Below are 22,403 nucleotides of genomic sequence, written 5' to 3'. Positions count from 1 at the left end.
ATGCGAGCCGTCCGCGCACAGCCAGCGATACTCCATCGACATGCCGCCGAACACCGTGATGGCGGCAACATCACCGAGCACGCGCTCGCGATCGTCGCGATGGATGCGGTCCACCCAAAGCTGCGGGTTACGCAGAATTCGTTGGGAGCGAAGCCGATGAGACCGGCGATCACGTCGTTGATGAAGCGCGGCCACGAGAATCCCGCATCGACCTCCGAGCTGTACAGCGCGATGGGCAACGAGCGCACGATGGCGGTCTGCCGCTCCTCGATCTGCCGCAACTGCCGCTCGGCCTCGATCTTTTCCTGGCGAATGCGCAGGTTCTCCTCCTGCAGGAAGCGCTCCAGCGCGGCCTTGCGCTCGACTTCCACATTCTTGCGATACAAATCCACCAGCACCGCGACCTTGGAGCGCAGGATGACCGGATCGACAGGTTTGAAAACATAGTCGACGGCGCCCATCGCATAGGCGCGCGCGATGTGCTCGTCATCGCGATCGATGGCGCTGACGAAGATGATGGGGATGTGCCTGGAACGCGCCGCTGCCGCTTGCCGACACCACCGCCTTGAAACTGCGGTCGTGCGCGAGGTCCAGCAGGATGCGGCCGAACTTCGCGTCATCTTCGATGATCAGCAGCACACGATCGCCGGGCTGAATGTTCTGGCGATCGTCGGTCAGCTCCGAGGCAACCAGCAGCGGCGTCGACTCGCGGCTCACGACGATCTGCGACGGAGCCGGCACACGCGAGGCCAGCAGCTCTCTTGCAGAGGCGATCGGCAGGGAGCTCACCGCCGCCTTGGAGAAATCGTGCGTCATGGGCAAGTACAAGGTGAAGGTGCTGCCTTCGCCCGGCTGGCTCTCGACGATGATTTCGCCGCCCAGCAAGCGGCAGATCTCGCGGCTGATCGACAGGCCCAGGCCGGTGCCGCCGTACTTGCGACTGGTCGTGCCATCGGCCTGCTGGAACGCTTCGAAGATCACGCGCAGCTTGTCGGCCGGAATGCCGATGCCAGTGTCGTGCACCGAGTACGCCACCACCGACGATGCCGAGTTGAGCAGCTGATTGGCCGGACTCCAGCCGTTGCCAGCGCGATAGATGGACAGCTCGACGCCGCCCTCGTGCGTGAACTTGAATACGCTGCCCGTCTAAGCACCACGCGGCGGCAGCTGGGCCACTGCTGCGTTCAACGCTCGTTCCACATCCGCTTCGGTATACGGCTTCGCGAGGAAGCCGAGTGGTTGTGCGTCCTTGACGCGATCGCCCAGCGATGCCAGCGGCGCACCGGTCATCAGCAGGGCAGGAATGCCATGACGGGCACGCAGGGCGACGGCAGCGTCAATGCCATCGCCTCCGTCACCCGCCAGGCCAACATCCACTATGGCCAGATCCGTCGGAGTACCGGCGGCAAAGGCCAACGCTGTTCGCAAAGAGGGAGCGATGCCGCTGACTTCGTGCCCGAGGTCCCGCAATACTCCTTGCAGGAACAGGCTGACGAGCGACTCGTCCTCGACGATCAATACTCGCAGTAGCCGCGAGGCGGTGGTGCTTGCCGAGGAATCAGAGTTCATTTGTGTGCGATGAGCACGTCCACCGCGCCGCTCTCCGGAATGTGTTGCGCCAAACGTAACCCGGTCAACCTCGATCGAGCACTGTCCACGCTTGGCCCGGTTGCACCCTTGTCCGGTGCACCCGATCTCGCGGCACCTCGAGGATATGTCGTTTGTTTCGAGCCAGGTCGCGGCGCAGACCACCCAATGCGCCGGCAATGTAGAAAGTTCCGCGCTGCCACGGTTACGGCCAGCAAATGTGCGCAAAAATATTAGACAGAGTGCGCATGCACGCACTTTTATCAGTCATTACCGCAAGTTATACGCAGATCGGGGCGTCTGAAGTAAACTGCGAAGCTTGACGCTCAAGGTCGCCATGGTGGCAACCCCGGTAACTACCCATACCCATGACAGGTCAGCACTCAGCATCGGCCAGGGTTCTCATCGTCGAGGACGAAATGCTCGTCCGAATGTTTGCGGTGGACGCTCTGGAGGACGTCGGCTTTCAGGTTTTGCAGGCGGGTGACGCGACGGAAGCGACCACCGCGCTGCAGGGCGGGGGCGACGTGGCGGCAGTCATTGTCGATATGGGATTGCCGGACCGTTCCGGCGATCAGCTGGCCGCGGAGATGCGGGCCAAGCTGGAGAACCTGCCGATTCTGATCGCCAGCGGGCGTAGCGAGCGGGAGCTAAAGGACCGGTTCGCGGCCGATCAGCGCATCGGTGTGTTGGTCAAACCCTACACGGCGTCGATGCTCATCGGCGCGCTGGCAGCTTTGGGAGTGCAGGCACCTTCGCCTCAATGAGGCGCAGGCGTCAGTGACTCTTGCTCCACTCATCGGGCGGGTTCTGTGCTTTGACCTTGCCTGGATTGGCCGCCTCGCCCTTGCGATAGCCGCGTTCGAACAGCCGTTTGCGGAACACGAACACGGTCAGCGCGAGCGCCAGCGCGATCAGTATGACCACAGCCGCCAGGTGCTGCTGGAAGAATTCCTGCATGACATGTACCTCCGTCCGCCTTCGCGGTGACTGCGGAGGTAACGGTTGAATGTCCGGCGATGTTTCCCGGCCCTGCGAGCGAGCTCAGCGTTTGCGCCTGGCGCGCATCCAGATCACGGCAACGACGAACGCGATGAGCAGCAGGATGATGAGTATGCGCAAGCGCTAGATCTCCCCAGCAGCGCCAGGAGTGAGGGTTCCGGGAGCCGATTCGGGCCGCTGAAAACGTTCGCTGAGCAGCGCCAGGTCTTCCGGGGTATCCAGATCGATGGCGGCATTGGCCATGGGCACTCGCACCAGCCGATAGTTATTGCGTTCGAGCACCATGCGCGCGCCCTGATCGCCGCGCAACTCCGCCAGCTCGCTGAAAATCAGGCGAGGAAAGATGGCGGGCACGCCGACGCGCTGATCGTAGACGCTCGCGGCGATCATGCTTTCCTCACCCTTCCAGGCGCCGACCAGGCGTTTCAAATCGTCCGTGGTGACCGCCACCTGGTCGCCCAACAGCACCATTGCGGCATGACACGCCGGCGGCAGGGACGCGATCCCGAAGCGCAGCGATGAGGCCATGCCCTCTTCCCAGTGCCGATTGACGATCACCGACGCGGGCGAGTGCGCCAGCAAATGAGTCATTTCACGCGCGTGCGCGCCAACGACGACCGTGACGGCATGACCAGCGATCGCCACCGCGTTCGAGACCACGATGTGCAGCGCTGGCCGGCCGGCCAATTTGACCAATTGCTTCGGCTGGCCGAGCCGGCGCGACGCGCCAGCGGCAAGCACCAGGATATGAGGCGGGGCGGACATCGAGTGTGGCGTAGTCAGCAGTGGCGTAGTCAGCAGTGACCGATGGATGACAGGCGATTCGGGGCAACGTTACCGCACAGGACTGGCCGGCACTTGATATTCCTCGCCCCGACCCGAGCCATGAATGCACAAGCGGATACTATACTTGCGCATCGGGCCAACGGCCCGGTAGATGGTTCGGGGCCAACGGCCCGGTAGATGCTTTGGGCCAACGGCCCGTCAGATGCTTTGGGCCACGCGGCCCGTCAGATGGTTTGGGCCCTTGGCCCGTGCGATGATCTTCGGGCTACGCTGTCCCGGCTACGAGTTTTATGGCTGTCCGTCCGGTCTTGAGAATGGGTGATCCCGTGCTGCTCCAGGTTGCCAAACCCGTGGAGCAGTTCGACACACCCGAGTTGCACGCCCTGCTCCAGGATATGAAGGACACCATGGCGGCGCTGAACGGGGCGGGGATCGCGGCCCCGCAGATCGGCGTCTCCTTGCAGGTCGTCATCTTCGGTGTCGACAAGAACCCTCGCTATCCCCAGGCCGAAGCGGTCCCGTACACCGAATTGATCAACCCGATCCTGGAACCGCAGACCGATGCGATGGAGGACGGCTGGGAAGGTTGCCTGTCCGTGCCGGGCATGCGTGGGCTGGTGCCCCGCTATACCAAGCTGCGCTATCGCGGCTTCGACCCGCAGGGGCGGCCCATCGACCGTACCGTGGACGGGTTCCATGCGCGTGTCGCGCAGCACGAAGTAGATCATCTGCTCGGCATCCTCTATCCGATGCGCATCCGCGATCTGCGCAACTTTGGTTTCAACGAAGCTTTGTTTCCAGGTCAGCAGTTGGTCGACGAGTAAATCGCCGCGCTGACCCCTCATCCCCAGTCGGAGCATTTCATGGCCGCCGCCCCTCAGAGCACGCTTTCCCTTCGCGATCCCAGCCTGTTTCGTCAGCAAGCCTTCATCGGTGGCCGCTGGGTGGATGCGGCCGGCGGCGAGGTGAAGCAGGTCTTCAATCCCGCCAACGGTCAACTGATCGGCACCGTACCCAACTGTGGCGCCAAGGAAGCCCGCGAAGCCATCGAAGCCGCCGACAAGGCATTGGCCGATTGGCGCGGGCAGACCGCGAAGGCCCGCGCACAACTGCTGCGGAAGTGGTTCGATCTGATCATGGCGAATCAGGAAGATCTCGCCGTGCTCATGACCGTCGAGCAGGGTAAGCCGCTGGCAGAGAGTCGCGGCGAGATCGCGTATGGCGCTGCGTTCATCGAGTGGTTTGCCGAAGAAGGCAAGCGCATCTATGGCGATGTGATTCCTTCCCACGGCCCGGACAAGCGCATCGTCGTGTTGAAGCAGCCGATCGGCGTTTGCGCGGCGATCACACCGTGGAATTTTCCCATGGCGATGATCACGCGTAAGGCGGGACCGGCACTCGCGGCTGGCTGCACGATGGTCATCAAGCCTTCGGAACTGACGCCGTATTCGGCACTTGCCCTGTGCGTGCTCGCGGAACGGGCGGGCTTGCCCGCGGGCATCATCTCGGTAGTCACCGGCGATCCGAAGCCCATCGGCGGGGAGTTCACCAGCAATCCCGTGGTGCGCAAGCTGACCTTCACCGGCTCCACGGCGATCGGCAAGCTGCTGATGTCGCAGTGTGCCGGCACCGTGAAGAAGGTTTCGCTGGAGCTGGGCGGCAATGCCCCGTTCATCGTGTTCGACGATGCGGACCTGGAGGCAGCCGTGAACGGCGCGATCGCGTCGAAGTACCGCAACGCTGGTCAGACCTGCGTGTGCGCCAATCGCATCTATGTTCAGAGCGGCATCTACGATCGCTTCGCCGAGCGGCTCGCCGAGAAGGTGTCGACGATGAAGATCGGCAATGGCTTGGATCAGGGCACGGTGGTCGGCCCGCTGATCGAGGAAAAGGCCGTCGCCAAGGTCGAAGAGCATGTGAGCGATGCGGTCAGCAAGGGTGCCAAGGTCCTCGCGGGCGGCAAGCGTGTCGAAGGCGGCGGTCATTTCTATGTGCCCACGGTGTTGACCGGCATCAAGGCGGACATGCGGGTGCTGCGTGAAGAAACATTCGGGCCGGTGGCGCCGCTGATGAAATTCGATACCGAGGAAGAAGTGATGCGGCTGGCGAACGCCACCGAATTCGGGCTGGCATCCTACTTCTACAGCTGTGACATGGCGCGCGTGTGGCGCGTGGCCGAGGCGCTGGAAAGCGGCATCGTCGGCATCAACGAAGGCATCATTTCCACCGAGGTCGCGCCGTTCGGCGGCGTAAAGGAAAGCGGCATCGGCCGCGAAGGCTCCAAGTACGGCATCGAGGACTACCTGGAGATCAAGTACCTCTGCATCGGCGGTGTGAACTGATGAAGGCACGCATCAAATGGGTCCAGGACGTGATGTTCCTGGGCGAGTCCGGCTCGGGCCATACCGTCGTCATGGACGGCGCGCCCGAGGCCGGCGGCCGCAATCTGGGCGTGCGGCCGATGGAAATGCTGCTGCTCGGCTTGGGCGGCTGTTCTGCATTCGATGTCATGCTGATCCTGAAGCGGGGCCGCGAAGCCGTGACCGATTGCGTCGTGGACGTCGATGCGGAGCGCGCCACGACCGATCCGAAGATCTTCACCAAGATTCAGATGCACTACACCGTCACGGGGCACGCGCTCGATCGCAAGAAGGTCGAGCGCGCCGTGCAGCTGTCAACCGAGAAGTATTGCTCGGCCAGCGCCATCATGGCGAAGACCGCCGAGCTGTCGCACACGATTACCCTAGTCGAGTCGCAACCCAGCTCCCAACCTGCCGCCACCGCAGCCACGGCCTAGAGTCCGACTCGGCGTACCAATAGATAACAAACCAGGGCGAGCGAGGCACCGGTGGTCATGATGGTGGCCAGGGTGTGGACGGTGCCATCGTTGAAGATGGCGACGGTCAGGCCGCCAGTGGCGGTGAGGGCGGATTGCGTGGCACCCATCAACGCTGAAGCGGTGCCGGCGCTGCGCCCGTGAGGAGCGAGCGCGAGCGCGGAAACATTCGGGCTGACGCGACCAATGGTGACGAAGAACAGCAGCTGCAGCGACACCACCGCCCACAGCGGCAGATCGAACAGAATACTCAGGACCAGCAAGGTGAAACCGAGCAACGGCGATGCCCACACATAGCGCGCCATCACCCGTGCAGGAGTCAGCGTACGCAGCGCACGCATGTTCAGCACGCTCGCCGACATGAAGGCCAGACCATTCAAGCCGATCAGCGCGCCAAACTGCTGCGCGGACAAACCATAGTTCTGTGTGATCACCTTGGGGGCGCCGGTCACGTAGCAGAACATCGCCGCCATCGAAAACCCGAGCAGCAACGACAAGGACATGAAGCGCCGATCGCGAGTCAGCCGGCCATAGTTGCGCAGAATGTCACCGAAGCTCACGGCGCGATCGGGAGTGACGTGAGACTCTCTGAGCACTCCGTGCATGGTCAGCAGCAATGTCAGCGCAAGCGCCGCTTGCACCATGAACGTCGCGCGCCAGCCGAAGTGCGCGACGACGAAACCACCCACCGCCGGCGCCAGCACCGGGCCGAGCGCCACGATCATCGTCAATGTGGTGAAGGCACGCGCAGCCTCATGCGGCTCGCAACGATCTCGAACGATGGCGCGACCGATCACCAAACCGGCACAGCCGCCCAGCGCCTGCACGACCCGCATCACCGTCAGCATGGTCATGTTGACGGCCAACGCAGATCCCAGCGCGCCGATCATGTAAACACTGAAGCCGACGTACAGCGGCGGCTTGCGCCCGAAACGATCGCTGATGGGACCGTAGAACAGCTGGCCGATGGAAATGCCGATGATGAAGGCCGCCATCGTGACTTCCACGCCGCGCTGCTGGAACTCGGCCTCGATGTCCGGAAAGCCCGGCAAATACATATCGATCGAGACCGGTCCTACGGCAGTCATTGCCGCGACCAGAATCAGCCAGCCGGGAAGTCGTTGCCGCGGGGCTCCGGTCACGCTGCCGACAATTGCCTCGCGTGATGCCGCAGATGATCTTCCATGAAGGTGGAGATGAAGTAATAGCCGTGGTCGTAGCCGGGGTGCATGCGAAACTGCAGCTCGCTGCCGGATTCGCGCACGGCATCCGCGAACAGATCGGGCTTCAACTGCTCTTCTAGGAATTTGTCGCGTGCCCCCTGGTCGATGAGGATCGGCCGCGGATAACGGTTGGCTCGAATCAGCTCGCTGGCGTCATACTGCTTCCAGGCATTCCGATCCTCTCCCAGATAGCCGCTGAACGCCTTCTGCCCCCAGGGACACTGCATCGGCGCAGAGATCGGGGCGAACGCGGAAACGGACAGATACTGGTCGCGATTGCGCAAGGCACAGACCAGCGCTCCATGGCCGCCCATCGAATGGCCGAAGATGCCCTGCCGATCCATGCGCGCCACGCCGAGGGACTGCACGATCTCGGGGATTTCCTTGGTCACATAGCTGTACATGCGATAGTTCTGCGACCAGGGCTCGCGCGTGGCATCGACGTAGAAGCCGGCGCCAATGCCGAAATCCCAGCTGGCGTCGTCGCCGGGAAAGCGCGCCTTGCGCGGGCTGGTGTCCGGCGCGACCAGCATCAGCCCCAGCTCGGCGGCCACGCGCTGCGCGCCGCCCTTCATCATGAAGGTTTCTTCGGTGCAGGTGAGGCCGGCGAGGTAATACAGCACCGGCACTGTCTCTTTCTCGGCCTGCGGCGGCAGATATACGGAGAAACGCATCTCCGTCCGGCACTCGCGCGACTCGTGCGTGTAAAAGCGCTGCCAGCCACCGTAGCAGGCGTGTTCGGAAACGAGATTGAGTGTCATGACGAGCGCCTCCTCTGGTCTGAACGAGATCTAGCCTGGTTTGGATCGCAACGAATCGCGTGACTCGATCAGTAAACCACCACCGAACGGATCGACTCGCCCGAATGCATCAGATCGAACGCGCGATTGATGTCATCGAGCGGCATCTTGTGCGTGATCAACTCGTCGATCTTGATCTTGCCATCCATGTACCAATCGACGATTTTCGGCACGTCGGTGCGGCCTCGCGCACCGCCGAACGCCGTACCCTTCCACACGCGTCCCGTGACCAACTGGAACGGACGCGTCCTGATCTCCTGACCGGCGCCGGCCACGCCGATGATGATCGACTCGCCCCAGCCGCGATGGCAGCACTCCAGTGCCTGGCGCATCAGCTCGACGTTGCCGACGCATTCGAAACTGTAATCCGCACCGCCATCGGTGAGCGACACCAGGTAAGGCACGAGGTCGCCTTCGACTTCCTTGGGATTGACGAAGTGAGTCATGCCGAACTGCTCGGCCAGCGGCTTGCGGGCCGGATTGAGATCCACGCCGATGATCTTGTTGGCACCGGCCAGTCGAGCGCCTTGAATCACGTTCAAGCCGATGCCGCCCAAGCCGAACACCACGACGTTGGCACCCGGCTCCACCTTCGCGGTATTGATCACTGCGCCGATGCCGGTGGTGACACCACAGCCGATGTAGCAAACCTTGTCGAACGGCGCGTCCTCGCGAATCTTGGCCAGCGCGATTTCCGGCATCACGGTGAAATTCGAGAAGGTGGAGCAGCCCATGTAGTGATGGACCATGTCCTTGCCGATGGAGAAGCGGCTGGTGCCATCCGGCATCACGCCCTTGCCCTGGGTGGCGCGGATGGCCGTGCAGAGATTGGTCTTCTGCGACAGACACGACTTACATTGGCGGCATTCCGGCGTGTACAGCGGAATGACGTGATCGCCCTTTTTCAACGAGGTGACGCCGCGGCCCACGTCGACCACCACGCCGGCGCCTTCGTGGCCGAAGATGGCCGGAAACAGGCCCTCGGGATCGGCGCCCGAACGGGTGAATTCGTCGGTATGGCACACGCCCGACGCCTTGATCTCCACCAGCACCTCGCCGTCGCGCGGACCGTCCAGGTCCAGGGTCATGACTTCGAGAGGCTTGCCGGCGGCAAGGGCGACAGCGGCGCGGGTCTTCATGGGGCTCTTGTGACAATAGTTGGGAACGGGAACGGAGGATTGTCCACCTTCGCGCGATGTCGCGCCAGCCCGCTGGCCCAGCCCGATGGCGTCGTTGCAAAGAATGCCGTCCGATTGCGCAAGTGCTACTGGAAGCGCAGTTGCACGCCGAGTACGGCTCCGCCATCGACCGCCTGCAGTGCCACGCTCGGGTGCGTCTCGGACGTTCCCATGAAGGCGTCGTTGATGAAGCAGGCCATGAAATTTCCCAGCGCCATACTGAAAAGCGTGTCGGCCGGATAGTGCCAGCCGGCTTCGATGCGCGCCCACGAGGTACCGATGGTCAGCGCATGCAGGCCCACATCGAGCGCGGTTCGCGTTCCGTCTGACACTTGTATCGACTGCAGATTGCGCGAGGCGAGACGCGTGTGTACCGCCGACGAAGAGGTGTGACCGGACGGAAAACTTTCGTCCGTCAGGCCATTCGGCCGCTCGCGATCGAATTCCTGCTTCATGTAATTGGTAATCTGACCCGTCGCGCTCACCGCGGCCGCACCGACCAGGGTGCCCTTTATCTTGTTGAGCACCCACTCCCCGGGCTCGTCGCCGCTCGGCGTCGCGAGAATCGTGGCGTAGTGAGCAAAGCTGGATGCCGAGCGCAGATCGTCGCTCCATTGCTCGGCGCTGCGCTGAGATCCAAACACTGGAGTGTGTTCACGCGCCCAGTCCGCTGTACGTCTGTCGAAATCGTCGATCTGCAACGCCGCGGCGCCGAGCAAGGGTCCCCAGGTCCATGGGTCCTTTGCAGCGTTCACGGCGGATGTTTGCACGCGCTTCCAGCCGGGCAGCAACGTTGCCTCTTCTCCCCAGCCTTTGCCCTCCGGCAAAGTGCCGCACGCGGACAGCGACAGCGCATACAGAATGATTGCAGACCGTGATGGCATGACTCCCACCCATCCCGCCGCCATTCGCGCCCCGCCGGTTATTCGTGACGCAACGCCTCGATGGGATCGAGCCGCGCCGCGCGCCGCGCAGGGAAGTAGCCAAAGACGATACCGACTGCAGCCGAGAAAGCAAACGACAGCACCACGATGCCGGCGTTCAGCACAAACGGCACATTGAACGCTTTTGTGGCGAGCGCTCCAGCCGCCAATCCGAGCACGATGCCGATGATGCCGCCGAACGCCGCCAGCGTGACGGCTTCGATCAGAAATTGCAGCAGTACATCTCGCGCCATGGCGCCAACCGCGAGTCGTATACCGATTTCACGCGTTCGTTCAGTAACGGACACCAGCATGATGTTCATGATGCCGACGCCGCCAACCAGCAAGCTGACTGCGGCGACCGCGGCAAGCAGACTGGTGAGCACGCGCGTCGTCGCCGTCATCGCCGAGCTGATTTCCTTCAGGTCGCGCACGTTGAAATCGTTCTCGGCGCCCGGACGCAGCTTGCGCCGCTCTCGCATCAGCCGTTCGATGTCGGCTTGTACCTTTTCCGTCGACACCCCGTCGCGCGCCGAGACCATGATGGAATTCACGTCGGCGTTGCCCGCAATCCGGCGCTGCAGGGTTCGCAGCGGTATGAGCACCATGTCGTCCTGATCCTGGCCGAATCCGGACTGGCCCTTGGAGGTCAGCGTACCGATGACCTGGCACGACAGCTTCTGCAAGCGGATATTGGCGCCGAGCGGATCTTCGTTGCCGAACAACTCGCGCCGAACGGTCGCACCTAGAATGCAAACCGCCGCGCCCGCGCGCAGCTCGGATTCGGAAAAGTTTCGACCCGTGGCGAGCGGCCAGTCGCGCACCGAGAGGTATTGATCATCGGTGCCGGTGACGGCCGTCGACCAGTTGGAATTTCCATAGATCGCCTGCGCGTTGGTCGTCGAGGTAGGCGCCACTGTGCGGACGCCGGGAATTTCGTCCCTGATCGCCTGCACGTCGGCCATGGAGAACGGCGGCGCAGAAGATCTCGCCCCACCGCCACCGCCGAAACCCTGGCCACGAAATACCTGCAACAAGTTGGAGCCGAGTTTCTGGATATCGGCTTGAACCTGCGCGGTGGCGCCTTCGCCGATGGTCACCATGGTGATCACCGCGCCGACACCGATGACGATGCCGAGAATCGTGAGTGTCGAGCGCAACGCGTTGCGGCGAATTTCGCGCAGGGCGAGCACGATGGCGTTACCGAACATTACGCTTCCCGCACCGATTGATTCACCTGGTCGCTTTCAATCTGACCATCGCGGAAGCGCACGATGCGCCGCGTCCACGCGGCGATGTCCGGCTCGTGAGTGACCATCACGATGGTGATGCCGCGCTGCTCGTTCAAGCTGGCCAGCAGCTTCATGATTTCCATGCTGGTGGCCGTATCGAGGTTGCCGGTGGGCTCGTCGGCGAACAGCACTTGCGGCGACGACACGATGGCGCGCGCGATTGCGACACGCTGTTGTTGACCGCCGGACAACTGGCTAGGCACGTGTGTCTCGCGCCCGGCCAGGCCGACTTCCTGCAAGGCCTTACGCGCCATCGCGCGGCGCTGCTCTTTCGGCACGTGCCGATACACCAACGGCAACTCGACGTTCTCGAGCGCCGTCGTGCGGCTCAACAAGTTGAAGCCCTGAAACACGAAGCCCAGATAATTCCGCCGCAGCAGCGCGCGCTGATCGGCGTTCATGCTGCCCACCGGCACGCCGAGAAACTTGTAAGTGCCGCTGCTGGGGGTATCCAGGCAGCCGAGAATGTTCATGCAAGTCGATTTGCCGGAACCGCTCGGACCCATCACAGCGACGAACTCGCCCGAGTCGATGCGCAGGTCGATGCCACGCAACGCGCGCACTTCGCCTTCGCCGTGACCATAGATCTTGGTCACCTGCGACAGCTCGATGACCGGCGTGGGGCTGGCGGGCATGCCGGTCACGACGCGGGGACTCCGGAATCGACGATGACCTTGGTGCCGGGCTCCAGCTTGCGCTCGAACGCCTTGCGGATTTCTTCCGGATCCATGTCGCCTTGAGCGCCGTTCGGTCCTTTGGTGCGCGCGCCCTCACCCTCCGCGCCTTCGGGCACGTCCGGCGGCCGCTCGATCGGCAACACTTGCGTCATGCGGCCATCGGTCGCTCCGGCGCGGAACATCACCGGAACAGGCTTGCCATTCTCGAGGATATAAACACGCCCCATACGACGGGCCGCGCCTTGCTGTTGCTGCCCACTGCGTGGCCCCATGCGCATTCGCGGCATGATCGCTGACAACGGACTGCGCGATGGCGCGGCAGCGGCTGGGGTGGCGGACTCTGGCGCGAAACGCAGGGCTGCGTTCGGGACCAGCACTGCATCTTGGATGTGGGTCGTGACGATCTCGGCAGTGGCTGTCATGCCCGGACGTAACAGCAAGTCGGGATTGTCGACTTCCAGCATCGTCTCGTATGTCACCACGCCGGTCGAGGTGGCACTGGCCTGGCTGGTACCGCTGGAGGACGAGGTCGAGGATCTCGTATTGCTGGACGCGAAGTGCACCTTGGTGATGTGCGCGGAGAAGCGTCGATTGGGATAAGCGTCGACAGTGAACGTCGCCTGCTGTCCCAGCGCCACCGAGCCCACGTCGGCCTCGTCAACCGACACGTGCAGCTCCATCTTCTTCAGGTCTTCGGCCATGATGAACAACACCGGCGCCTGCAACGAAGCGGCCACGGTCTGGCCGGGTTCGACCGAGCGCACCAGGATCACGCCATTGATGGGAGAACGGATCTTGGTCTTGCTCAAATCAGTACGTACGGTTTCGAGAGTGGCGCGCGCTTGCGCGACCGCCGCTTTCGCCGCGGCGAGCTCACCGTCGGCTCGGGCCACGGCCGCTTCGGCTACATCCAGATCCTGTTGCGAGGGCAACTTGTTGCCGCTCAGCTCGCGCACTTTCAACAATCGAGCGAAGTTGGCGCGAGCTTCCTTTGCGCTCGCATCCGCTTGCAGGACACGCGCTTGCGCCGACGCTAACGAGCTCTCCGCCTGCAGCACCTGCGCTTCCAAACGCGTCGTGTCGAGCTCGGCGAGCACCTGGCCGGCCTGCACCTCGTCGTTCACGTCGACATGCACCTTGGCGATGGTGCCGGACAGCTCGCTGCCGATCTCCACTTGATTGCGCGGCTCGAGATTGCCGGTGGCGGTCACCGTTACGGTCAGATCGCCGACCACCACGTCCTGGGTCGTGTAAGTGACCTTCGGGCCACTGCCGCGAAAGAATGTGAAGTAGGCCGCTGCAATGACGACCAGCGCCAGCACGCCCCACTTCAACGCGCGCTGCCAGGCCGGCGACCCTTCGAGACCTGCGCGCAAGGTGCGCGCCAGATCGGTGGTGTTGGTGATTTCAGTATCCATGGGGCAATCGGGTCGACCTTGCGAATTGGGCTGGGCGATGGTGGGCCGTGGCATCAGCTGCCGGAAGCGGCGGCGGTCGCCGGCGGGAACACCGACCAGCCACCACCGAGCGCCTTGTAGAGACGAATCAGGTTGGATGTCATTTCACCGTCGCTCACGGCGAGCGAATCCTCCAGCGAGATCAGCTGCCGGTCGGACGTGAGCACGCTCTCGAAATCGACCAGGCCGGAGTTGTATTGAACCAGCGCCAGCTCGGCAGCACGGCGCGCGCTCGCGACGGCTTCGACCAGCGCTTGATGACGCCGCTGCTCGCTGGTCCAGGCGTCCAAGGCGTTCTCCACTTCTTCATACGCGGCCAGAACGGTGGACTCGTACGCCGCCAGCGCCTGGTCGACCAGCGCGTTCTGCACTCTGATCTGCTGGCGCAGCGCCCCGCCCGTGAACAGCGGCAGGCTCAACGTCAGACCGCTGCGCTCGTTACGAAAGCCATCGAGCACATCGCTGGCCGTCAGGGATTGCCATGAAATGCTGCCACTGAGCGACAAGCTGGGATACAGAGCGGCGGTGGCCACGCCCACTTGCGCCGTCTGTGCGGCCAGCTGACGTTCGGCGCTGCGAATGTCCGGTCGACGACGCAACACATCGGCCGGCACACCCGCGACGATATCGACGGGCGCGACTGGAATCGGTTTGCGTTGTTCGAGCTGCGCCTTGAGCGCACCGGGTGTCTGACCCGTCAACACGGCGAGCCGGTTCATGTTCTGAACCAGGCTCGATTCGAGCAATGGAATCTGAGCGCGCGTCTGTTCGTAACTGGTGTTCGCCTGCTCGACGTCGAGCACGGTCGTCAGACCGGCCTGCGCGCGCCACCGCGTAATTTCCAAAGCCTCACGCTGCGACTCCAGATTGCGCTCGGCGAAGTCGAGCCGGGATTGCGCCGTCCGAACACCTACATAGCTCAACGCCACGTCGCCCAGCAGGACGACCATCACGTCGCGCAGATCCGCTTCGGTGGCGGCGAGCTGAGCGGTCGCGGCTTCGTATGAGCGCCGCTGGCCGCCGAACAGATCCAGCTCCCAGCTGGCACTGAAGCCGGTGCTGTACGTCTCGCCCACCGTGCTGACAGCTTCGCCCCGCTCGTTGAAGTTGCCTTCGGACTCGCTGCGGCTGGCATTGCCCGAGGCGCTGACATTCGGCCAGAAACCCGAGCCGGCGATGGCGCGTTGTGCACGCGCCTGTACCACCCGAGCGAAGGCTTGCTTGAGCGTCTTGTTCTCGGCCAGCGCCCGCTCGATGAATTCATTGAGTTGCGGGTCGTTCAGGGTGGTCCACCACGCGGCCAGCGACGGGGCATCGGGAGAGTCGACGCGCACGCCGGTTTGCGGCAGTTGGTGCCACTGGTCGGGGGTGACGGTCTCTGGAGGGCGATAGTCCGGTCCCACGGCACAACCTGCGAGCGTGGCGGCCAGCACCGCGGACACGGACGCCGCCAATACGCGGACCAGTGTTCGTGCCGGTTTCGACGGCGCCAGCGGGCGGAGTTGTGCGAGCGTCATTGACATGCTGAAGCGTTCATTCGAGCGATCGGCCCCCTCGTATCCGGCTGGAACCACGGCAAGAACCACGGCGGCGTGCAGTTAGTGGCCGGCCCGGGGCAGAAGTTCAGCACGCCGGCGGCTCCGGCGGTGTTACAAGATTGTAAGCATATGTAATTGATAAGACCGTGATTTTACTGGCGATTCGGCGACAATGACCTGCTTATAACCAGATGTGAGCGGCGCGGTACCAGTTGCGATATGCAGTCATGAGGGTGTTAACGCACAATTTCGGGCCGCTGACGGAAATCCCTCATTAGATGACCAGACCGACCCATTTGCCGTTGACCCATTTACAGCGCCTCGAGGCCGAGAGCATTCACATCCTGCGCGAGGTAGTCGCCGAGTGCGAGCGGCCGGTGATGCTGTATTCCATCGGCAAGGACAGCTCCGTGATGCTGCACCTGGCGATGAAGGCCTTTTATCCGGCCAAGCCGCCGTTCCCGCTGCTGCACGTGGACACCACCTGGAAGTTCCGGGAAATGATCGCGTTCCGCGACCGTATGACCCAGGAGTGGGGACTGGACCTGCTGATTCACATCAACCAGGACGGCATCGATCGCGGCATTGGCCCGTTCACTCACGGCTCGGCCGTGCACACCGACGTGATGAAGACGCAGGGCTTGAAGCAGGCGCTGGACAAGTACGGCTTCGACGCCGCGTTCGGCGGCGCTCGCCGCGACGAAGAGAAGTCGCGCGCCAAGGAACGAGTGTTCTCGTTCCGCTCCGCCCAACACCGCTGGGACCCGAAGCGGCAGCGTCCCGAGCTCTGGCGCCAGTACAACACCCGCAAGAACAAGGGCGAGAGTCTGCGCGTGTTCCCGTTGTCCAACTGGACCGAGCTGGACATCTGGCAGTACATCTACCTGGAGAACATTCCCATCGTGCCGCTGTACTTCTCGGCCATGCGTCCGGTGGTCCGCCGCGACGGCGCGCTGATCATGGTCGATGACGATCGCATGCCACTGCACGAGGGCGAGCGTCCGGAGCTGAGATCGGTGCGCTTCCGCACGCTGGGTTGCTATCCATTGACCGGCGCCGTCGAGAGCGAGGCGGCCACGCTGCCCGAGATCATCCAGGAAATGCTGCTGACCACCAGTTCCGAACGGCAGGGCCGGGTGATCGATCACGACGGCGCCGCGTCCATGGAAAAGAAAAAGCAGGAGGGCTATTTCTGATGGCCCACAAGTCCGACCTCATCGCCAGCGACATCCAGGCCTACCTGAAGTCGCACGAGCACAAGAGCCTGCTGCGGTTCATCACCTGCGGCAGTGTCGATGACGGCAAGTCGACCCTGATCGGCCGGCTGCTGTACGAATCCAAGATGATCTTCGAGGATCAGTTGAGCGCGCTGGAAGCCGACTCCAAGAAGGTCGGCACGCAGGGCGACGAGCTGGACTTCGCATTGTTGGTCGATGGCCTGGCGGCGGAGCGCGAGCAAGGCATCACCATTGACGTCGCCTATCGTTTCTTCTCCACCGACCGTCGCAAGTTCATCGTCGCGGATACGCCGGGCCACGAGCAGTACACGCGCAACATGGTGACTGGCGCTTCAACGGCGGATGTCGCGGTGATTCTGATCGATGCCCGCAAGGGCGTGCTCACACAGACGCGTCGTCACAGCTACATCGTGTCTCTGCTGGGCATCAAACACGTCGTGCTGGCGATCAACAAGATGGATCTGATCGGCTACTCGCAGCAGATCTTCGACACCATCGTCGGCGAATATCGCGACTTCGCGGGGCAGATCGGCCTGGAGGACATCGTGCCGGTGCCCTTGTCGGCACTGCGTGGCGACAACATGCTGGAACGCAGCCCCAACACGCCGTGGTACGAGGGCCCGACGCTCATGTCGTACCTCGAAACGGTTGCCATCGACGACGATCTGCAGCAGCGTCCGTTCCGCCTGCCGGTGCAGTGGGTGAACCGACCCAATCAGGACTTTCGCGGCTTCGCCGGCACGATCGCCAGCGGTGTGATTCGCAAGGGCGACACGATCCGCGTGCTGCCGTCCGGGCGCACCAGCCGGGTCGCTCGCATCGTCACCCAGGGCGGCGACCTGGAGCAGGCCGTCGCCGGACAATCCATCACGCTTACCCTCACCGATGAGATCGACATCAGTCGCGGCGACGTGATCGCCGCCGCCGAATCGCCGCCCGCCGTCGCCGACCAATTCCAGTCCACCATCATCTGGATGCACGACGAGCCGATGCTGCCCGGCCGGCCCTACTTGATCAAACTTGGGACTCGCACGGTGACGGGAAGCATCACCGCGCCGAAGTACAAGGTCAACGTCAATACGCTGGAACACCTGGCGGCCAAGCAGCTGGAGTTGAACGAGATCGGCGTGTGCAACCTGAGCCTCGACCGGCCGGTTGCTTTCGATCCGTACACCGAGAACCGCGAGACCGGCGGTTTCATTCTGATCGACAAGATCACCAACGACACCGTCGGCGCCGGCTTGCTGAGCTTCGCTCTGCGTCGCGCCGAAAACATTCATTGGCAAGCGCTCGATGTGAACAAGGCGGCGCGCGCGGCGCTGAAGGGTCAACGGGCCTGCGTATTGTGGTTCACCGGTTTGTCCGGTGCGGGCAAGTCCACCGTGGCGAACCTGGTCGAGAAGCGCTTGCACTCGATGGGGCGCCACACGTACACGCTCGATGGCGATAACGTGCGCCATGGCTTGAACAAGGATCTCGGCTTTACCGATGCGGATCGCGTCGAGAACATCCGCCGCGTCGCCGAAGTCTCCAAGCTCATGGTGGACGCCGGCTTGATCGTGCTGGTGTCGTTCATCTCGCCGTTCCGTTCCGAACGGCGTCTGGCGCGCGATCTGATGCAGCCCGGAGAGTTCTTCGAAGTGTTCGTCGATACACCGCTGGAAGAAGCGGAGAAACGCGACCCCAAGGGCCTGTACAAGAAAGCACGCCGCGGCGAGCTGCAGAACTTCACGGGCATCGATTCGCCGTACGAAGCGCCGGAGAATCCCGAGATCCATCTGCGCACGGTGCTGTACTCTCCGGAAGCTGCGGCCGAGGAGATCATGAATCGGCTGCGTAACGCCGGTATGCTGTATCCGGCAGACGAGTTGTCTGGTTTGTAAGGGAACTGCCGTGACGCAAGCGGACCTGTCAGCCCAAGTAGTGAAGCTGGCGCAGCGCGCCGGCGACGCCATCCTCAGCGTCTACAGCGAGCAGTTCGACGTCATCAACAAGGGCGACCGGTCGCCGCTGACACTGGCCGATTTGCGCTCGCACGAGATCATTTCACAAGGGTTGCGCGCACTGACACCGGACCTGCCGGTGCTGTCCGAAGAAGCCAGCGATATATCTTTTGATCAGCGGCGGCACTGGACACGCTACTGGCTGGTGGATCCGCTCGACGGCACGAAAGAATTCGTGTCGCGCAATGGCGAGTTCACCGTCAACATCGCGCTGATCGAGAATCACGTGCCGGTATTGGGCGTGGTGCACGTTCCCGTCACGAGCACCACTTATACAGGGGCAGTCAACGCAGGGGCCTTTCGACAGGTCGATGCGCAGCAGCCCGAGCCGCTGCGGGTACGTTCGCCCGCTGGCAGCCCGTTACGCATCGTCGGCAGCCGCTCGCATCGCGGCGACACGCTCGATCAATATCTGCCGAAGCTGGCTCCGTACGAGCTCGTGGCCGTGGGCAGTTCGTTGAAGTTCTGTCTGGTCGCCGAAGGCAGCGCGGATTTCTATCCTCGCTTCGGCCCGACCAGCGAATGGGACACAGCCGCGGCGCAGGCCGTCGTCGAAGCCGCCGGCGGCGCTGTGGTCAATACACAGGGCGAGCGACTTCGCTACAACACCAAGGCGGACTTGTTGAACCCGCACTTCCTGGTTTACGGCGACCGCAGCCGCGACTGGCTGAAGATACTTTCGCTGGGCTGACGAATCGGTGGTGAAGGCGCCCATCCGTGGGCGTCTCGTGCAATCAACACTCTTCCCTACATGTGACGAACGGCAGCGGCGTCATCCATCGCCAGCTGCCGGATCGTCACCGTCCCGCGCTTAACCAACAACTCGGGCGGCTCGAACGAGGGAACGAGCAGCGTCAGCATCAAAGCGACGTTCACGGCCGCGGTCAGCGACAAAATGGTGGCATAGAACGCGCCAACGAACCTGGTATGAATGTTCACGAGTCGTACTCCACAGTTGCAAAGCCTGTCCAGAACGGCCCCACGTGCGTGACATCGCAGCTGTGTCCTCGAACGGCGGGCCGAACGCGGTCATGCAGTCATGCAGTGAGTTTTTGGTTTTCATGGTGGAGACTCTGCGGCCTGCTCGTGACAGCAAGGTGATGAGTCGCGTGAACAACGCGTGAAATTCGCGATCGGCCCCAAAGGCCAATGTCGCTGGACTGCGTCAGCGATGGTCGTTCGCAGCAGGACCTGGTGTTTTTTCTGGCCCGCTGACCCGTATGTACAGTTGAGCGCCGCGCGTCGTGCCATCACGCGCAGGCAACATGCTCGTGAGGCGCACGGGATATTCGCCGGCCTCGCTCGGCCGCAAACATATATTGCGTTTGCTACGGCTCAGGCCGAGATGGTGTTTGTGATCCTGTCGTACGGAGATGGATAAAGGCGCACCGCCCAGAGGCTGCCTGCCAGGCCCGGTGGCCCGGATGTTCAATTGCGTGAGGCATAGTCTCTGGCCGACAGCGAGCTGGTGAATCACGGGCTCGACTTCCACCTGCTCCACTTTGACGTTGGCCAGGCTCTGCGCCACCAGGTCGGACGCCATGAACAGCTGGCGGCCGGCCTGTGCCGGCTCCCTTTCGGAGGCGCTGGATGCCTCGCCGATGACGACCCACACGATCTGGAACGGTGAAGACTCCTGCGCGCTCACCGGGCCCAGGGGGGCGAGCGCCATTCCGGCCGCGATCAGGCCCGTCCGGCATAGAGAAAGCAGAGCTGGGGTCCACTGGGCCATAGCTGATCAACCCTGTGCTGCGGAGGGCAGTTCCGCCCGGCGATGTGCCGCCGTAGCGGATTGTCGCAGGAACTCCTTGCTTTCCGCGGAGCGGGCCTGCTAGATTCATGCACATGCGTACGAACCAGCAAATGTCTGCTCTGCCCCCCCATGGCAGTGGGCTGCTGCGTGCGCGCCTGCACCTGCGTCGCTAGACGCAACAATTCACCCTCTCGCCTCCCCCCCCTGAAATGGGATCTGGGATCGGCGCCAAGAAAAAACCCGAATTCAACTCTCGCTTGCAGCGACTGACTGCGACCCTTGCGGCCCTCATCCCGGGCCGGTAGGAGCCAAGACAGCCGCTGCGATATAGGAATGGAGCCATGTTGCAGGACCCTTCGACCAAGTACCGTTCGTTCGCCCCCATCGCCATCCAGGACCGCACCTGGCCGGACAAAGTCATCAGCGCGCCACCGATCTGGTGCAGCGTAGACCTGCGTGACGGCAACCAGGCCCTGATCGAGCCCATGGACGGCGCCCGCAAGCGCCGCATGTTCGATCTGCTGGTCAAGACCGGCTTCAAGGAGATCGAGGTGGGCTTTCCGGCCGCCTCGCAGACCGACTTCGATTTCGTGCGCGAGCTGATCGATCAGAACCTGATTCCGGACGATGTCACCATTCAGGTGCTGGTGCAGTGCCGCCCCGAATTGATCGCCCGTACGTTCGAAGCGTTGCGCGGCGCCCGGCGCGCCATCGTCCACTTCTACAATTCCACATCGACAGTGCAACGTCGCGTGGTGTTTGGATTGGATCGCGCCGGCATCCTGGATATCGCGGTCAAAGCCGCGCAGTGTGTACGCGAGCATGCGGAACGTCAGCCGGAAACCGACTGGCGTTTCGAGTACAGCCCCGAAAGCTTCACTGGCACCGAGCTGGATTTCGCGGTCGAGATCTGCGACGCCGTGATCGCGGTGCTGCAGCCCACACCGGAGCGCAAGATCATCATCAATCTGCCGGCCACGGTGGAGATGGCCACGCCGAATATCTATGCCGACCAGATCGAATGGTTCTGTCGGCATGTGAAGCATCGCGACTGCATCACGCTGTCACTGCATCCGCATAACGACCGTGGTACGGGCGTGGCGGCGGCGGAGCTCGGAATGATGGCCGGCGCCGATCGCGTCGAAGGCACGTTGTTCGGTAACGGCGAGCGCACGGGCAACGTCGACGTAGTCACGCTGGCGCTGAATCTCTATACGCAGGGCGTGAATCCGGGCCTGGATTTCTCCAACATCAATGAAGCGGCGCGCATCGCCGAGCATTGCAACCAGTTGCCGATTCACCCGCGTCATCCGTATGTGGGCGATCTGGTGTTCACCGCGTTCTCCGGCTCGCATCAAGACGCGATCAAGAAAGGCTTTGCCGCGCGTCGCGAGGCCGATCTGTGGGAAATACCTTATCTGCCGATCGATCCGCGCGACGTGGGCCGCACCTACGAGTCGGTCATTCGCGTCAACAGCCAGTCGGGCAAGGGCGGCATCGCCTATCTGCTCGAACGCGACTACGGCATCACCATGCCGCGCCGTTTGCAGATCGAATTCAGTCAGGTGGTGCAGGCGGTTACCGACGCGACCGGCAAGGAACTGTCGTCCGAGCAGATCTGGGAGTTGTTCCAGAAGGAATTCCTCGGCGAGGATGGTGCGTACGTTTACGGCGGGCATCAACTGACATCGCTGCGTGATCAGCACGAGGTAGAACGCCTGTCATTGAAGCTGAAGTGTCACGGCCAGGGCGCGCTGCTTCATGGCGAAGGCAACGGCCCGATCGACGCGATCGTGGATGCACTCGGCCTGCGCTTCGACGTGCTGTCGTATGAAGAGCATTCCGTGGGTACGGGCAGCGGCGCAAAGGCGATGGCATTCGTGGAAATCACCACGCCGGCGCGGGCTACCCTGTTCGGCGTCGGCTACCACGAGAACATCGTGACCGCCTCGCTGCTCGCCGTGCTCAGTGCCGTGAATCGCGCTCTGCAACGCGGCCTGCTCGACGACGCGATGCCCGTCGCCACTGCCCAGGGCTGATTGATGGGCGCGCGCTGACGTTGTTCAGCGCCGTCCTCGACGATTGCGGCGTATGTGTCTGTGAACCCGGC

23 protein-coding genes and 1 pseudogene are annotated in these 22,403 nt (G+C 63.0%); 9 read left to right on the top strand and 15 right to left on the bottom strand.

From position 1 onward, the window contains the following. Nucleotides 1-18: 18 nt before the first annotated feature. Nucleotides 19-114, bottom strand: a pseudogene (locus VGE08_RS26500) (hypothetical protein); the annotation flags it as partial. A 42-nt stretch (nt 115-156) separates the two neighbouring features. On the opposite strand from VGE08_RS26500, the gene VGE08_RS26495 reads away from it, so the two are divergent. Continuing rightward, nucleotides 157-447 (top strand): hypothetical protein, encoded by a 291-nt coding sequence (locus tag VGE08_RS26495; protein ID WP_414717445.1) that lies wholly within the window; start codon nt 157-159, stop codon nt 445-447. A 39-nt stretch (nt 448-486) separates the two neighbouring features. Here the strand turns inward: VGE08_RS26495 and VGE08_RS03415 are convergent, their stop codons facing one another. Further along, the gene (locus VGE08_RS03415) at nt 487-1,038 is read right to left on the bottom strand and encodes an ATP-binding protein (protein ID WP_331066449.1); all 552 of its coding nucleotides are present in this window, start codon (nt 1,036-1,038) and stop codon (nt 487-489) included. Nucleotides 1,039-1,146: 108 nt separating this feature from the next. Beyond that, entirely contained in the window at nt 1,147-1,569 is a 423-nt protein-coding gene (locus tag VGE08_RS03410) for a response regulator (protein ID WP_331066448.1), read from the bottom strand. A gap of 386 nt (nt 1,570-1,955) precedes the next feature. Here VGE08_RS03410 and VGE08_RS03405 point away from each other — a divergent pair, with 386 nt between their 5' ends. Continuing rightward, nucleotides 1,956-2,354, top strand: coding sequence for a response regulator (locus VGE08_RS03405; protein ID WP_331066447.1), 399 nt, complete (start codon nt 1,956-1,958; stop codon nt 2,352-2,354). Nucleotides 2,355-2,364: 10 nt separating this feature from the next. On the opposite strand, the gene VGE08_RS03400 is transcribed toward VGE08_RS03405, so the two are convergent. After that, nucleotides 2,365-2,547, bottom strand: coding sequence for a hypothetical protein (locus VGE08_RS03400; protein ID WP_331066446.1), 183 nt, complete (start codon nt 2,545-2,547; stop codon nt 2,365-2,367). A 165-nt stretch (nt 2,548-2,712) separates the two neighbouring features. Next, on the bottom strand, nt 2,713-3,354 hold the full coding sequence (locus VGE08_RS03395; protein WP_331066445.1) for a nucleotidyltransferase family protein: 642 nt from the start codon (nt 3,352-3,354) through the stop codon (nt 2,713-2,715). Between the two features lie 311 nt (nt 3,355-3,665). Here VGE08_RS03395 and def point away from each other — a divergent pair, with 311 nt between their 5' ends. From def to VGE08_RS03380, 3 genes are read left to right on the top strand one after another with little or no spacing between them, the layout of a single operon-like run. Beyond that, nucleotides 3,666-4,199, top strand: coding sequence for a peptide deformylase (def, locus tag VGE08_RS03390; protein WP_331066444.1), 534 nt, complete (start codon nt 3,666-3,668; stop codon nt 4,197-4,199). A 39-nt stretch (nt 4,200-4,238) separates the two neighbouring features. After that, the gene (gene gabD, locus VGE08_RS03385) at nt 4,239-5,717 is read left to right on the top strand and encodes an NADP-dependent succinate-semialdehyde dehydrogenase (RefSeq protein WP_331066443.1); all 1,479 of its coding nucleotides are present in this window, start codon (nt 4,239-4,241) and stop codon (nt 5,715-5,717) included. Then, nucleotides 5,717-6,172: an OsmC family protein gene (locus VGE08_RS03380; protein ID WP_331066442.1), complete on the top strand. Its 456-nt coding sequence runs from the start codon at nt 5,717-5,719 to the stop codon at nt 6,170-6,172. The genes gabD and VGE08_RS03380 overlap by 1 nt, the downstream gene beginning before the upstream one ends. Here the strand turns inward: VGE08_RS03380 and VGE08_RS03375 are convergent. From VGE08_RS03375 to VGE08_RS03340, 8 genes are all read right to left on the bottom strand, one after another. After that, nucleotides 6,169-7,353, bottom strand: a complete 1,185-nt coding sequence (locus VGE08_RS03375; protein ID WP_331066441.1) for a multidrug effflux MFS transporter — start codon at nt 7,351-7,353, stop codon at nt 6,169-6,171. The genes VGE08_RS03380 and VGE08_RS03375 overlap by 4 nt on opposite strands. Further along, entirely contained in the window at nt 7,350-8,195 is an 846-nt protein-coding gene (gene fghA / locus VGE08_RS03370; protein ID WP_331066440.1) for an S-formylglutathione hydrolase, read from the bottom strand. The genes VGE08_RS03375 and fghA overlap by 4 nt, the downstream gene beginning before the upstream one ends. 68 nt (nt 8,196-8,263) lie before the next feature. After that, the gene (locus tag VGE08_RS03365) at nt 8,264-9,373 is read right to left on the bottom strand and encodes an S-(hydroxymethyl)glutathione dehydrogenase/class III alcohol dehydrogenase (RefSeq protein ID WP_331066439.1); all 1,110 of its coding nucleotides are present in this window, start codon (nt 9,371-9,373) and stop codon (nt 8,264-8,266) included. A 125-nt stretch (nt 9,374-9,498) separates the two neighbouring features. Continuing rightward, on the bottom strand, nt 9,499-10,296 hold the full coding sequence (locus tag VGE08_RS03360) for a phosphatase PAP2 family protein (protein ID WP_331066438.1): 798 nt from the start codon (nt 10,294-10,296) through the stop codon (nt 9,499-9,501). Between the two features lie 38 nt (nt 10,297-10,334). Continuing rightward, nucleotides 10,335-11,546: an ABC transporter permease gene (locus VGE08_RS03355; protein WP_331066437.1), complete on the bottom strand. Its 1,212-nt coding sequence runs from the start codon at nt 11,544-11,546 to the stop codon at nt 10,335-10,337. Continuing rightward, nucleotides 11,546-12,262: an ABC transporter ATP-binding protein gene (locus VGE08_RS03350; protein WP_331066436.1), complete on the bottom strand. Its 717-nt coding sequence runs from the start codon at nt 12,260-12,262 to the stop codon at nt 11,546-11,548. Before VGE08_RS03350 ends, VGE08_RS03355 begins: the two co-directional genes overlap by 1 nt. A gap of 5 nt (nt 12,263-12,267) precedes the next feature. After that, nucleotides 12,268-13,722 (bottom strand): efflux RND transporter periplasmic adaptor subunit, encoded by a 1,455-nt coding sequence (locus VGE08_RS03345; protein ID WP_331066435.1) that lies wholly within the window; start codon nt 13,720-13,722, stop codon nt 12,268-12,270. Nucleotides 13,723-13,775: 53 nt separating this feature from the next. Beyond that, on the bottom strand, nt 13,776-15,284 hold the full coding sequence (locus VGE08_RS03340; protein ID WP_331066434.1) for an efflux transporter outer membrane subunit: 1,509 nt from the start codon (nt 15,282-15,284) through the stop codon (nt 13,776-13,778). Nucleotides 15,285-15,577: 293 nt separating this feature from the next. Between VGE08_RS03340 and cysD the strand changes: the two genes are divergently transcribed. The 3 genes from cysD to cysQ are packed head-to-tail and all read left to right on the top strand — an operon-like array spanning nt 15,578 to nt 19,231. Further along, the gene (cysD, locus tag VGE08_RS03335; protein ID WP_331066433.1) at nt 15,578-16,495 is read left to right on the top strand and encodes a sulfate adenylyltransferase subunit CysD; all 918 of its coding nucleotides are present in this window, start codon (nt 15,578-15,580) and stop codon (nt 16,493-16,495) included. Further along, nucleotides 16,495-18,420, top strand: a complete 1,926-nt coding sequence (gene cysN, locus VGE08_RS03330; protein ID WP_331066432.1) for a sulfate adenylyltransferase subunit CysN — start codon at nt 16,495-16,497, stop codon at nt 18,418-18,420. Before cysD ends, cysN begins: the two co-directional genes overlap by 1 nt. A 10-nt stretch (nt 18,421-18,430) precedes the next feature. Continuing rightward, the gene (cysQ, locus tag VGE08_RS03325) at nt 18,431-19,231 is read left to right on the top strand and encodes a 3'(2'),5'-bisphosphate nucleotidase CysQ (protein ID WP_331066431.1); all 801 of its coding nucleotides are present in this window, start codon (nt 18,431-18,433) and stop codon (nt 19,229-19,231) included. Nucleotides 19,232-19,287: 56 nt separating this feature from the next. Here cysQ and VGE08_RS03320 read toward each other — a convergent pair whose 3' ends face one another. Together VGE08_RS03320 and VGE08_RS03315 are read right to left on the bottom strand one after the other, a co-directional pair. Further along, a complete protein-coding gene (locus tag VGE08_RS03320) occupies nt 19,288-19,479 on the bottom strand; it encodes a hypothetical protein (protein WP_331066430.1) in 192 nt (63 codons plus the stop codon). Nucleotides 19,480-19,705: 226 nt separating this feature from the next. Next, the gene (locus VGE08_RS03315) at nt 19,706-20,212 is read right to left on the bottom strand and encodes a hypothetical protein (RefSeq protein WP_331066429.1); all 507 of its coding nucleotides are present in this window, start codon (nt 20,210-20,212) and stop codon (nt 19,706-19,708) included. A 422-nt stretch (nt 20,213-20,634) separates the two neighbouring features. Here VGE08_RS03315 and leuA point away from each other — a divergent pair, with 422 nt between their 5' ends. Beyond that, complete coding sequence (leuA, locus tag VGE08_RS03310; protein WP_331066428.1) at nt 20,635-22,332, top strand: 2-isopropylmalate synthase; 1,698 nt, start codon at nt 20,635-20,637, stop codon at nt 22,330-22,332. Nucleotides 22,333-22,403: the final 71 nt, after the last annotated feature.

This window comes from Steroidobacter sp., assembly GCF_036406195.1.
GTDB lineage: Bacteria > Pseudomonadota > Gammaproteobacteria > Steroidobacterales > Steroidobacteraceae > Steroidobacter.
This window is presented reverse-complemented; position numbering and strand designations above follow the sequence as displayed.